Source organism: Humibacillus xanthopallidus, assembly GCF_044793955.1.
GTDB classification, from domain to species: Bacteria; Actinomycetota; Actinomycetes; order Actinomycetales; family Dermatophilaceae; genus Humibacillus; species Humibacillus xanthopallidus_C.
This window is the reverse complement of sequence record NZ_CP084995.1, coordinates 2,198,634-2,211,181: the sequence shown is the minus strand read 5'-3', so window position 1 is coordinate 2,211,181 and position 12,548 is coordinate 2,198,634. Positions and strand designations below refer to the sequence as shown.

The 12,548-nt window shown below is 71.9% G+C and carries 13 protein-coding genes; 1 reads left to right on the top strand and 12 read right to left on the bottom strand.

Annotated features, from left to right (window positions below; translation table 11 throughout):
* Positions 1–4: 4 nt before the first annotated feature.
* From LG278_RS09740 to LG278_RS09730, 3 genes are all read right to left on the bottom strand, one after another.
* The gene (locus LG278_RS09740; protein ID WP_404393289.1) at positions 5–298 is read right to left on the bottom strand and encodes a hypothetical protein; all 294 of its coding nucleotides are present in this window, start codon (positions 296–298) and stop codon (positions 5–7) included.
* Positions 299–335: 37 nt separating this feature from the next.
* A complete protein-coding gene (locus LG278_RS09735; protein ID WP_404393287.1) occupies positions 336–1,259 on the bottom strand; it encodes an intradiol ring-cleavage dioxygenase in 924 nt (307 codons plus the stop codon).
* Positions 1,260–1,447: 188 nt separating this feature from the next.
* A complete protein-coding gene (locus tag LG278_RS09730; RefSeq protein ID WP_404393285.1) occupies positions 1,448–2,116 on the bottom strand; it encodes a TetR/AcrR family transcriptional regulator in 669 nt (222 codons plus the stop codon).
* A 127-nt stretch (positions 2,117–2,243) separates the two neighbouring features.
* On the opposite strand from LG278_RS09730, the gene LG278_RS09725 reads away from it, so the two are divergent.
* Positions 2,244–2,738, top strand: coding sequence for a DUF6326 family protein (locus LG278_RS09725; RefSeq protein ID WP_404393283.1), 495 nt, complete (start codon positions 2,244–2,246; stop codon positions 2,736–2,738).
* A 105-nt stretch (positions 2,739–2,843) separates the two neighbouring features.
* On the opposite strand, the gene LG278_RS09720 is transcribed toward LG278_RS09725, so the two are convergent.
* The 9 genes from LG278_RS09720 to alaS form a co-directional block, all read right to left on the bottom strand.
* A complete protein-coding gene (locus tag LG278_RS09720) occupies positions 2,844–3,281 on the bottom strand; it encodes a type II 3-dehydroquinate dehydratase (RefSeq protein WP_404393281.1) in 438 nt (145 codons plus the stop codon).
* Positions 3,282–3,290: 9 nt separating this feature from the next.
* Positions 3,291–4,418 carry a 3-dehydroquinate synthase gene (gene aroB / locus LG278_RS09715; RefSeq protein ID WP_404393279.1) on the bottom strand — a complete coding sequence of 376 codons (1,128 nt, stop codon included), beginning with the start codon at positions 4,416–4,418 and terminating at the stop codon, positions 3,291–3,293.
* On the bottom strand, positions 4,415–4,945 hold the full coding sequence (locus tag LG278_RS09710) for a shikimate kinase (RefSeq protein ID WP_404393277.1): 531 nt from the start codon (positions 4,943–4,945) through the stop codon (positions 4,415–4,417). Before LG278_RS09710 ends, aroB begins: the two co-directional genes overlap by 4 nt.
* A complete protein-coding gene (gene aroC / locus LG278_RS09705) occupies positions 4,939–6,159 on the bottom strand; it encodes a chorismate synthase (protein ID WP_404393275.1) in 1,221 nt (406 codons plus the stop codon). The genes LG278_RS09710 and aroC overlap by 7 nt, the downstream gene beginning before the upstream one ends.
* An 84-nt stretch (positions 6,160–6,243) precedes the next feature.
* Complete coding sequence (locus tag LG278_RS09700) at positions 6,244–6,945, bottom strand: prepilin peptidase (protein ID WP_404393273.1); 702 nt, start codon at positions 6,943–6,945, stop codon at positions 6,244–6,246.
* Positions 6,942–7,829 carry a shikimate dehydrogenase gene (locus LG278_RS09695; protein ID WP_404393271.1) on the bottom strand — a complete coding sequence of 296 codons (888 nt, stop codon included), beginning with the start codon at positions 7,827–7,829 and terminating at the stop codon, positions 6,942–6,944. Before LG278_RS09695 ends, LG278_RS09700 begins: the two co-directional genes overlap by 4 nt.
* Complete coding sequence (gene mltG, locus LG278_RS09690; RefSeq protein ID WP_404393269.1) at positions 7,823–9,076, bottom strand: endolytic transglycosylase MltG; 1,254 nt, start codon at positions 9,074–9,076, stop codon at positions 7,823–7,825. Before mltG ends, LG278_RS09695 begins: the two co-directional genes overlap by 7 nt.
* Positions 9,073–9,570 carry a Holliday junction resolvase RuvX gene (gene ruvX, locus LG278_RS09685; RefSeq protein ID WP_404393267.1) on the bottom strand — a complete coding sequence of 166 codons (498 nt, stop codon included), beginning with the start codon at positions 9,568–9,570 and terminating at the stop codon, positions 9,073–9,075. The genes mltG and ruvX overlap by 4 nt, the downstream gene beginning before the upstream one ends.
* On the bottom strand, positions 9,567–12,239 hold the full coding sequence (alaS, locus tag LG278_RS09680; RefSeq protein WP_404393265.1) for an alanine--tRNA ligase: 2,673 nt from the start codon (positions 12,237–12,239) through the stop codon (positions 9,567–9,569). The genes ruvX and alaS overlap by 4 nt, the downstream gene beginning before the upstream one ends.
* Positions 12,240–12,548 lie beyond the last annotated feature (309 nt).

Sequence of the window (12,548 nt, the reverse complement as noted above, 5' to 3'; positions counted from 1 at the left end):
TGCCTCACCCCAGCCCGTGGTGCGCTGCCCACCGCTCGGCGGCCCGGTCGGCGGCAGCGGCGACGAGGGCCGCGAGCTCCGGACTGTCGGGCACGGTGAAGGACACGTAGGCCCCCCGCCCGCCCTCGACCGGCCGGCCGTATGCCTTGGCCGCCAGGTGGCCGTCGGGGAGCATCCGGACGTTGAGGGTGTCGAGCCGGAACGTCTGGCCGCGGCGGGTGTCGGTCCACCGCAGCGTCTCGGGGATGGTCACGTTGATCGCCATCGCGCTGACGACGAGCGCCTCGTCCTCACTCATGGCAGCAGGCTCCCACGGGCCCTGGGCCGGTGGAGGGTCAGACGCCGATCGTCAACGCGGCCGTGAAGCCCGTTGACACGCTGCCCGACATCGTCGCGAGCTGGTGGATGCCGCCGTCGTCACCGAAGACGTTGTCGCGCTGCAGGCTCAGCTGCGCGAGGTTGCCCACGCTCCGGTCGTAGCCGCTCGTCGCGTAGACCACCTCGCTCGCCGTCTGGGGAAGCGCGATCTGCGACGTCTTGACGATCGGCCCGCTCGACGTCGCGTCGGCGACCTTCTCGTAGACCTCGAAGTGGATGTGCGGCCAACGTCCGGGGTAGCAGGCCGGGAAGATCGACGTGAAGGTCGCGGTGCCCGAGTCGTCGGTGGCCTGCACGCCCCGGAGGTAGTTCTCGTCCTCGGCCCCCTCGCTGTACATCGAGTAGCTGCCGTCGCGGTCGCAGTGCCAGACGTAGACGGCGGCGCCGACGAGCGCCGAGCTGGTCGCGAGATCCTTCACCGTCAGCTTGATGGTGAGTGGCACGCCTTCGGCCGTCGTCGTGGAGGAGCCGAAACTGCTGCGGATGTCGCGGCGCACGATGCCTGAGTCGTCGAGGACGTTCTGGCCGTTGTACCCATCACCCGGGTAGGGCCCGGCCGTCTCGTCCGGGGCCTCGACGAGGTCGGCGTCGGTGGTGGTCGAGGACGTTGCCGCCGAGGTGGCCGCGCCGGCTGTGCTCGTCGTACCGGCGGGGGACGTCGAGCCGCTCGCGGCCGACGTGGTCATCGAGGTCGACGAGGTCCCCGCGCTGCACGCGGCGAGGGCGCCAGCCACGCCGAGACCACCGAAGAGGGTCAGCGCGCGACGTCGGTCGACGAGAGTCTGGAGGTCGTAGACAAGGCCGCGGTCGTGGTCCTCGATCTCGTTGCCGTGCTCGTCGAGCCACGCGCGCTCAGAAGCCGAGGGAGTCTTGGGTGCCATGGGGCCGACCTTTCGTCTCGGGACCCGGTGGCCCCTCCTGCGAAGACTCTGGACGTCGCCTCGTTGATCCACCGTTGTGCCGTCTGTGCACCTGCTGTGAACCGCGGCCGGGGTGACCGCCGAGCGAGGCGGTGCCGTGTCTGTCGGAGCTGTGGCGCAGAGGGCTGCGCGAAGGTCCCTGGGCGGTGCTATGCGGAGGCTCTCAGGGGCTCGAGGGCGGCCAGGACGAGGTCGAGGCCGAAGCTGAACTCATCTGCCGGGTTGTAGCCCATGGCGACGAGCGCTGCGGCGGACTCGTTGAGGTAGGGGAACTCGTCATGGGGAAGCTGGGGCAGGAAGACGTCCTCGGCCATGTCCGCGAACTCATCGGCGGTGTCGAACGGCAGGCTGGCTGCCTGCAGGGCGAACCCGTAGACGTAGACGTCGAGCAACCAGTTGGCGTGCGTCGCCATCACGACCGAGAAGCCAGCCTTCCGCAAGCAGGCGGTGACCGCTTCGCGGTGGCGGAGGTGCGCGGGCCCCGGCGATGTCCGCGACTCCATCAGGCCGATCGCCCACGGGTGGCGTGCGAGGACCTGGCGGGCGGATACCGACCGCTGTCGCATGGCCGACTGCCAGTCGGTCTCCTCGGGTGGGAGCTCGATCTCGTCGAACACGACGTCGATCATGGCGTCCAGCAACTCCTCCTTGCTCGCCACGTAGTGGTAGAGCGACATCGCGCCCGCGCCGAGCTCGCCAGCCAGCCGGCGCATGCTCAGCCCGTCGACCCCCTCGCGGTCGGCGAGCCGGATCGCCTCGACCACCACCCGTTGCTTGCTCAGCCCCGCGTCTGACGCGACCTGGCGTTGCTTCCTCACGGACACGCGTCTCCTCGCTCCCTTGAACGGCTTGACAACCGTACAGCGTACGCGGATAGTACAGCGTACGACGTACGCCGTACGAACCGCTCCGGCGGACGGACCTCTCCGATCGAAGGAAGAACTGATGACCATCCGAACGACAGCCCCGAACGGGCTCGACGACCGGCCGATCCCCGTGCAGGCCAAACTTGCCGCTGCCTGGACCAGCTTCATGTTCCTCGTCATCTACATCGACTATTTCCACCTCTACCAGCCAGGCGAGATCGACGTGATCCGGGGTGGCGACATCTTCGTCTTCGAGATCAGCGGGACCTTGATGAGCGTGTTCTTCGCGCTCATCGCGATCCCGACCCTGATGGTGCTGCTCTCCATGACGCTGCCCGCCCGGGTGAACCGCACCACGAACCTCGTCGTTGCCCTGCTCTTCATCCCGATCTGCGTCTTCAACGCGGCAGGGGCGTCCTGGGACTGGGCCTTCTACTACGGCCTCACCATCGGAGTCGAGGTGCTGATCCTGGCCTTCATCCTGCGCTCCGCCTGGACCTGGCCCCGCACGCCCTCACCGTCTGTGCCAGACCTCGTCGAACCCGACCGGTCTCAGATCCAGCTGGGACGGTAATCGCGGCTCGGGTCAGACCGTCCATCAGGCAGACCACCGTCGACCCGGATGGACGACGTCGGTCACCCCCGGCTCAGAGCGGCCAGGACCGACGGACGTCCGCCCTCAGACGAGGGCGCGCAGCGCCAGCAGGTAGGACTGCAACCCGAAGCCGGCGACCGTGCCCGTCGCGACGGGCGCCACGACCGAGGTGCGCCGGAAGTCTTCTCGCGACGCGGGGTTGGACAGGTGCACCTCGACGAGGCTGCGCCCGCTCGTGGTGACGATGGCGCACGCGTCGCGCACGGCATACGAGTAGTGCGTCCATGCACCCGGGTTGATGACGACGTCGGCGCCCGCGTCGACGGCCTCATGCAGCCAGTCGATCATCTCACCCTCGTGGTTGGTCTGCCGGCAGTCGGCGAGCAGCCCGAGCGCTCCCGCCTCACGCGAGACCGCGGAGTGCACGTCGTCGAGGGTGTCGGAGCCGTAGACCTCGGGCTCGCGGGTGCCCAGCCGGTCGAGGTTGGGCCCGGAGAGGACGAAGACGAGGGGTGCCGTCATGCCGCCACTCTAGTGAGCAGCCGCGGTCGCGGGCTCGGAGACGAGCCGGTATGCCGCGTGCAGCAGCTCGTCGGACGGGCCCGCGAGGCGGGTCGGCCGGGCCAGCCCGTCGAGCACGACGAAGCGCAGCGTCGAGCCCCGCGACTTCTTGTCGCGGCGCATGGCTGTCAGCAGCTCGTCCCAGCGCCCGGCGGCATAGCTCGTCGGCAGCCCGAGCGACTCGAGCATCGCACGGTGCCGGGCCACGAGCGCGTCGCCCGCGGCCCCGGTCAGGTGACCGGCCAGACGGGCGAGCTCGGCGACGTAGACCATACCGACGCTCACCGCCTCACCGTGCCGCCAGGTGTAGCCCTCGACCTGCTCGATGGCGTGCCCGAAGGTGTGGCCGTAGTTGAGGATCTCGCGCAGCGAGCTCTCTCGCAGGTCGGAGGCGACGACCTCGGCCTTGACCCGCACGGCGCGCTCGATGAGCTCGCGCAGGTGCGGGTTGTCGGCGCGGCGCGCGCTCTCGGGTGCGTCGCGCACGGCCGACTCGACGAGGTCGAGGATGACCGGGTCGGCGATGAAGCCGCACTTGACGACCTCGGCCAGGCCCGCGGCGAGGTCGGCCTCGGGCAGCGTCGCCAGCACGTCGACGTCGCACAGCACGCCAGCCGGCGGGTGGAAGGCGCCCACGAGGTTCTTGCCCTCGGGCGTGTTGATGCCGGTCTTGCCGCCGACGGCCGCGTCGACCATCCCGAGCAGCGTCGTCGGCACCTGCACCACCGGCACGCCGCGCAACCACGAGGCGGCGACGAAGCCCGCGAGATCCGTGACGGTGCCCCCGCCGACCCCGACGACCGCATCGGTGCGGGTGAAGCCCGCCGCGCCCAGCTGCGACCAGAGCGCGGCCGCGACGGTGGCGGTCTTGGCTGCCTCGGCGTCGGGCACCTCGGCGACGTGGACGGCATACCCCCGCTCACCCAGCGCGTCGGTGACCCGGGCGGTGAGTGCGGGGAGCGTCGGCGGGTGGACGACGAGCACCCGCTCGACGTCGGGTCCGAGCAGGTCGGCGACGCGGTCGAGAACGCCGGAGCCGATGACGACGTCGTAGTCGTCGCCGACGGCGATCGTCGTCGGCGAGCCTGCTGCGGTCACGCCCGCGCCGCCTCGAGGGCGGAGACCACGGCGTCGACGATCTCGTCGGGCGTGCGCCCGGCGGTGTCGACGCGCACGGTGGCGACGCGCTCATAGGTGGGGCGGCGCACCTTCATCATCGCGATCCACGACCCGCGGGGGTTGACCGACAGCAGCGGCCGCGAGCGGTCGAAGCCGATGCGCTTGCTCGCGTCGGCGATCGCGACGTCGAGGAAGACGACGGTGTGACCGTCGAGGGCCGCCTCGCTCAGGGGGTCCATCACCGCCCCACCACCGAGCGCCACGACACCAGACTCCTCGGCGAGCGCGCGGGCGACCTCGGCGCGCTCGAGGTCACGGAAGGCGACCTCGCCGTCGTCGACGAAGATGTCGGAGATCGAGCGGCCCTGCGCCGCCTCGACGGCGGCGTCGACGTCGTGGAAGGGCACCCCGAGCCGCGTCGCGAGGGCCTGCCCGACGGTGGTCTTGCCGGCGCCGGGCGGGCCGACGACGACGGCCACGGGGCGCGTGCCGGGGTCGCTCACCATGTGCGCAGCCCCTCGCGGATGCCGTCGAGGTAGGCCGTGTGGTTGCGCGAGGTCTCGGTGACCGAGTCGCCGCCGAACTTCTCGAGGCACGACTGGGCGAGCACGAGCGCGACCATCGCCTCGGCGACGACGCCGGCCGCGGGCACGGCGCACACGTCGGAGCGCTGGTGGATGGCCGTCGCGGCCTCACCGGTCGAGACGTCGACCGTCGCGAGGGCGCGAGGCACGGTGCTGATCGGCTTCATCGCGGCACGCACCCGCAGCACCTGGCCGGTCGACATGCCACCCTCGGTGCCGCCCGCACGACCCGTGCGACGGGTGATGACGCCGTCGACGAGCTCCATCTCGTCGTGGGCCTGCGACCCGCGCCGACGGGCGGTCTCGAAGCCGTCGCCGACCTCGACACCCTTGATCGCCTGGATGCTCATGAGCGCCTGCGCGAGCTGGCCATCGAGCTTGCGGTCCCAGTGGACGTGCGAGCCGAGGCCCGGCGGCAGCCCGTAGGCGAGCACCTCGACGACCCCACCGAGCGTGTCGCCGTCCTTCTTCGCCGCATCGACCTCGGCGACCATGGCGGCCGACCCCTCGGGGTCGAAGGCGCGCACGGGGTCGGCGTCGAGACGCTCGAGGTCGTCGGGGGTGGGCAGCTCGGCGTGCGCGGGCACCGCGGCCGTGCCGATCGACACCGTGTGCGACACGAGGCGGATGCCGTAGGCCTGCTCCAGGAAGCGGGCGGCGATCTCACCGAGGGCGACGCGGGCGGCGGTCTCGCGGGCCGAGGCGCGCTCGAGCACGGGTCGGGCGTCCTCGTGGCCGTACTTCTGCATGCCGACGAGGTCGGCGTGCCCGGGGCGGGGGCGGGTCAGCGGCTTGTTGCGCGCGACCTCCTTCTCGGCGTTGACATCGTCGGAGGCGGCGAAGGCCTCCTCGCTCACGGCCTCGGGGCTCATCACGGTCGTCCACTTGGGCCACTCGCTGTTGCCGATGCGCACGGCGAGGGGCGAGCCGAGCGTGACGCCGTGGCGCAGCCCGCCGAGGAACTCGACCTCGTCCTGCTCGAACTTCATCCGCGCGCCCCGACCGTAGCCGAGGCGGCGCCGGGACAGGGCGGCCTGCAGGTCCTTGGCCCCCACCTCGACGCCTGCGGGAAGGCCCTCGATCATGGCGACGAGTGCGGGCCCGTGCGACTCACCGGCCGTCAACCAACGCAACATGGCTCGATCCTCCCACGCTCCCCCGTGACGACCCCGCGGCGCCCGGCCCGCGGGACGGCGTGGCCGACCTGGCCGCCGCTCCCGTCAGAGCAGGGGGCGCACCTCGACGACGAGGGCGATGAGGGTGCCGACGAGCATCCACGGCCCGAAGGCGATGTCGTCCTTGCGCGTGCCCCGACGGGCCACGATGCGCGCCACGCCGTAGAGCCCGGCGAGCAGGAACGCCGCGAAGGTCGCGACCAGGGTCGCCGTGACGCCGACGTAGCCGGTCGCGAGGCCGACGAGCCCGGCGAGAGTGACGTCACCGAGCCCGAAGCCGCTGCCGAGCAGGGCGGCCAGCACCGCGAGCGCGAGGTAGACCGCCCACAGCACGAGCCCCGCGACCGCCGCCCGGCGCAGAGCAGCCCAGTCCCCCGACGCGAGCGAGGCGAGCGCGAGCTGGCCCACGAGCAAGGGGTATGCCGGCCGGGTGAGTCCCCGGGGCAGGCGATGCACGTCCGCGTCGACCCACCCGAGCGCCACGGCGACGAAGGCGAAACCGAGGTAGGCCGGGGTGAGCGCCCACTCCGACAGCGGACCGAAGCGCCACGCCAGCAGCCCCCAGAGCAGCGCCATCGCCACTGGCACGACGACGATGGGTGCACGCGGCGGCGGCCCGGTCTCGTCGTCCAGGCGGTAACCGCCGGTCACGAGCCGGCGGCGCAGCACCTCCCCGACAGCGGCTCCGGCCAGCGCCAGCACGGCGACGAACCACCAGGGGGTCGCCGGGAAGGCGGTCCACCTCATCGGCCACCGGCGGAGGTCCGCACCCCCCAGACCGGGTCGACGACGGCATACAGCGCCTCTGACATCGCGGCGAGCGGGGCGGGCCGGCCCGTCATGAGCGTCACCTGCCGGGTCGCCTGGTGCAGGAGCATGTCGACTCCCCGCGCCAGCGTCCAGCCGCGGTGCTGGCCGCCACGCTGGAGGGGGGTCGGGCCCTCGCCGTAGACGACGTCGAGCAGCACCCGGGTGTGCTCCGGGTCGGCAGTCGGCAGCGTGTCGAGCGACAGGCCGGCCGCCGCCGGCACGGTGCTGATGACGAGGTCGGCGTCGGGCCACTCGCCGAGGGGCACGACGTCGACGGCGAGGCCGGCGGCACGCGCCTGGGCCAGCGTCTCGGGCCGGGCCTCGTCGCGGACCATGAGGGTCACCTTGCGTGAGGCGACGCTTGCGCCGGCACCACCAGCCACCGCCGCGACCGCCGACCGAGCCGTGGCCCCGGAGCCCACGACGACGACCTCGGACACCGCGTCGGAGGTGAGGTCACAGCCCACGATCTCGAGGGCCGAGGCGATGCCGTGCACGTCGGTGTTGTCGGCGAGCCAGCCGCCCTCGACCCGCACGAGCGTGTTGGCTGCTCCGGTCGCACGGGCCGTCTCGGTGGCCTCGACGGCCGCGCGGAGCGCCACCTCCTTGAGCGGCATCGTGAGCGACAGGCCGCGCCAGCTCTCGTCGAGGGCCTCGAGCGCCGCGGCGAAGCCCTCGGCGTCCACCTCACGGCGGTCGTAGGACCAGGTCGTCAGCCCGAGGGCGGCGTGGGCCGCCCGGTGCAGCACCGGCGAGAGCGAGTGCGCGACCGGGGAGCCCCAGACCGCGCACCGCGTCTGACCGGGCGGGATGGTCAGCACTTGCCGCCCGTCGCCTCTCGCCAGGCGTTGAACTCCGCGACGTTGCGCTCGTGCTCGGCCCCGGTCACGGCGAACTTCGTCTCACCCGTGCAGAGGTCGACCGTGACGAAGTAGAACCAGTCACCGGCCGGCGGGGCCGCGGCTGCCTGGATCGCGCTCTCGCCGGGGTTGGCGATCGGACCCGGCGGAAGGCCCTTGAAACGGCGCGTGTTGTAGGGGCTGTCGCTGTCGAGCATCTCCTGCGTCGGCACCCCGCGCTTCTTGAAGATGTAGTTGACCGTCGAGTCGAAGCCGATCGAGTTGTCGGCCTCGAGGCGGTTCTCGATGACCCGGGCGACCTTGCCGCGGTCGGCCTCGCTGTTGGCCTCGCCCTCGACGAGGCTGGCGAGGATGACGACGCGCTCCATCTGCTCCGGCGCGATGCCGAGGGCCTCGAGGCGCTTGGTCGACTCGCCCACCATCTGCTTCAGCTGGGAGGCGGCGCTCGAGTCGGGCGCGAACTCGTAGCTGGCGGGGAAGAGGTAGCCCTCGACGTTGCCCTTGGCCGACGACGGCAGGCCGAGGGCCTTGGCGTCCTTGGCCGCCTCGACGTACTGCGCCACCGGGATGCCGGAGGCCTTGGAGAGGCGGGGATAGATCTCGCTGGCCCACAGGCCCTCGGGGATCGTCACGCGCGTGACGATGCGGTTCTTCGGGTCCACGAGGACGGCGAGCGCGTCGGTGGCGCGCATCTGCTTCTTCATCTCGTAGACACCGGGCTGGATGCCGGCGCTCTTGGAGTCCGCGTTGGCGGCGTCGACGAACGACTTCGTCGACTTGATCACGTCGGCGTCGACGAGCTCACGGGCGATCGCGCTGCCGCCCGCTCCCTGCTCGACGGTCACGCGGACCTCGCCCTCTCCGGGGCCGGGGTAGTCGTTGGACTCGAGGAAGCCCTCGACGACCGGGCGCAGTGCGCCGTAGGCGACGACGACGCCACCGCCGATGATGGCGAGCGCGAGCGCGATGACGAGGAGGCGTCGCCACACCGGGGGCTTGCCCTTGCCCTCCGGCGTTGCGCCCCGGCGCCGCTTGCCCGAGCGCTTGGCCGCGAGCTCTGCCTCGCGCGCCTCCCGGCGGCTCGTGGGCGCTGCGCCGTGCTCCTGGCCGTGATCATCCAGGTGCCCCTCGTCGTGGGCCACGGGGTCGTGGACGTCGGCGTGGTCATCGTGGTCACCGAAGATCGATGACTCGAGATGGTCCTTCATCGGCGACGTTCCTTCTTTCGTCTTCCCCCTGCGGTGACTGGCTCCCCCGGGGGTCTGCCCGAGCTCGCTTCCGTGTCGAGTGCGGTCTGCAGGATGAGGACCGCTGCGGCTTGGTCGACGACCTTGCGCTGGCCGCGCCCCGGCACCCCGCTGTCGCGTAGTCTGCGGTGCGCGTCCACGGTGGTCAAGCGTTCATCGACCAACCGCACCGTCACGGTACCCATTCGGGCCGCCAGGGCAACGGCGTAGGCCCGGGCGATCTGCGCGGCCTCACCCTCGAGACCCGAGAGCAGCAGCGGCAGGCCGACGACGACCTCGACCGCGCCGAGCTCGTCGACGAGGGTCTGGAGCTCGGCGAGGTCCGACTGGTGCTGCTCGTCCCGAGCCAGGGTGCGCACCGGGTGGGCAAAGGTCCCCGACGGATCGGAGGCCGCGACCCCGACGCGGGCGCTGCCCACGTCGACGCCGACGCGCACCCCGGGTCGGACGGTCATGCGCCTCGGGCGCGGAGCTGGTCCTCGACGACCCCGAGCGCGCGGGAGACCTGCGTGGGGTCGGTGCCGCCGCCCTGCGCGAGGTCGGGCTTGCCGCCACCGCCACCGCCGAGGGCCTGCGCCGCGACCTTGACGAGCGCCCCGGCCTGCAACCCGTGCTGACGGGCCTGCTCGTTGGTCGCCACGATGACGACCGGACGCCCGCCGGAGACGGCGGCCATCGACACGAGGGACGGGGAGTCGTTGCCGAGACGGGTGCGCACGTCGAGCACCAGGGCCCGCAGGTCGTCGGCCGACACGCCCTCACCGGCGTCGTGGCTGACGAAGCGCACCCCGCCGATGTCGCGCGCGCTCTGCACGAGCCCGCTGGCCGCGCCGAGCACCTGGGCCTGCTTGACCGCGGCGATCTCCTTCTCGGCGTCGCGCAGTCGGCCGAGGATGCCGGCGATGCGGTCGGGCAGCTCGTCACGACGACCACCCACGACGTCGGTGAGCTGGCTGACGATCGCCGCCTCGCGGGCGAGATGGGTGTAGGCGTCGACACCGACCAGAGCCTCGACGCGGCGCACGCCCGAGCCGATCGAGCTCTCACCGAGCAGCTTGACGACGCCGATCTGGCCCACGCGCGGCGTGTGCGTGCCGACGCAGAGCTCGCGCGACCAGTCGCCGATCGACACGACCCGCACGCGCTCGCCGTACTTCTCGCCGAAGAGCGCCATGGCGCCGAGCTTGCGGGCGTCGTCGATCGCCATGATGTCGGCGGTGACCGGCAGGTCGTCGAGCAGCACGCTGTTGATGCGCGACTCGATCTCGCCGAGCGCGCCCGAGGGCACGGCCTGCTGCGAGCGGAAGTCGAAGCGCAACCGCCCCGGCGAGTTCTCGGAGCCGGCCTGGGTCGCGGTGTCGCCGAGCTCGTCACGCAGCGCCTGGTGCACCATGTGCGTCGCCGTGTGGGCGCGCGAGATGGAGCGACGGCGCGCCACGTCGACCTCGGCCTCCGCCTCCTCGCCGACCGAGCCCTCGCCCTCGAGCACCGTCGCGCGGTGCACGACGAGGCCGGTGATGGGGCGTTGCACGTCGGTCACCTCGAGCACGGCACCGCCCGAGAGGCGGATGCGGCCGTGGTCGGCGAGCTGGCCACCCGACTCGGCATAGAGCGGGGTGCGGTCGAGCACGAGCTCGACCTCGTCGCCGGGTCCGAAGCGCTCGACGACCTCGCCCCCGCGGATGAGCCCGCGCAGGCGGCTGTCGGTGACGACCTGGTCGTAGCCGGTGAACTCGACCTCGCGCCCGAGGGTGTCGGACACGCGACGGTAGATGCTCGTGTCGCCGTGGCCGGACTTCTTCGCCCGGGCATCGGCCTTGGCGCGGTCGCGCTGCTGCGCCATGAGTCCGCGGAAGCCCGCCTCGTCGACCTGCACGCCCTGCTCGGCGGCCATCTCGAGGGTGAGGTCGATCGGGAAGCCGTAGGTGTCGTGCAGCGCGAACGCCTCGGCGCCGCCCAACGTCGAGCGGCCGGCCGACTTCGCGCTCGCCACCGCGGTGTCGAGGATGGTCGTGCCCGCCGCGAGGGTGCGCCGGAAGGCGTCCTCCTCGCCGTAGGCGACCTGGCTGATCCGGTGGAAGTCGCGCTCGAGCTCGGGGTAGGAGGCCTTCATCCGCTCCTTGCTGACGGGCAGCAGGTGCTCGAGCGTCGGCGCGTCGACACCGAGCAGGCGCATCGAGCGCACCGCGCGGCGCAGCAGGCGGCGCAGGACGTAGCCGCGGCCCTCGTTGCCGGGCGTCACCCCGTCACCGATCAGCATGAGCGAGGAGCGCACGTGGTCGGCGACGACGCGGAAGCGCACGTCGTCGTCGTGGTCGGCGCCGTAGCGGCGACCCGTGAGGTCCTCGGCAGCCGCGATCACCGGGAAGACCTCGTCGGTCTCGTAGATGTTGTCGACGCCCTGGAGCAGGTAGGCGACGCGCTCGAGGCCCATGCCGGTGTCGATGTTGCGCTTGGGCAGCTCGCCCGCGATGTCGAAGACCTCCTTCGACCGCACGTTCTCGAGCTCGTACTGCATGAAGACGAGGTTCCAGAACTCGAGGTAGCGGTCGCCCGCCTCCCAGTCGCGGTCGGCGCCGAACTGGGGTCCGCGGTCGAGGAGGATCTCGGAGCACGGGCCGCCGGGGCCGGCGACCCCCATGTTCCAGTAGTTGTCCTTGCGGCCGAGGCGCACGATGCGGTCATCGGACAGGCCAGCGACCTTCTTCCAGAGCGCGATGGCCTCGTCGTCCTCGTGGTAGACGGACGCGTAGAGGTCCTTCTCGTCGAAGCCGAGGCCGCCGTCGCGCTGGCTGCGCGTGATGAGCTCCCACGCGAGCTCGATGGCGCCTTCCTTGAAGTAGTCGCCGAAGCTGAAGTTGCCGTTCATCTGGAAGAACGTGCCGTGGCGGGTGGTCTTGCCGACCTCTTCGATGTCGAGCGTGCGCACGCACTTCTGCACGCTCGTGGCGCGGTTGAAGGGCGGCGTCTCCTGCCCCAGGAAGTAGGGCTTGAAGGGCACCATGCCGGCGTTGACGAAGAGCAGGTTGGGGTCGTCGTGCACGAGCGGAGCGCTCGGCACGACCGTGTGGCCGCGCTCCCCGAAGAAGGTGAGCCAGCGGCGCCGGATCTCAGCGGTTTCCATGTGTGTCGTCCTCGTGGTCGATCGTGGGGGTGGGAGTCGGGGCGGGGTCAGCCGGGGCGCCTCAGCGGGGCGCGACTGACCCCCGGATGGCTCGCGTCCGCGTCTGCGGCCTCGCCACCACCCGCTGCTCCGTGTCCACCACGCCGTCCACCACGCATCGTCCTTCGCTCGTCGGCGCGCACGTCGCGCCGCCGTCAACCCTAACCGACCCCCGCCCGGGCGCGCTCCCCCGCGATCGCCGGGGGCACCCCAGGGGTATGCCGCGGGGCCGGCTCCCGGGTGGAAGCCGGCCCCGCGGCATACGGGCTG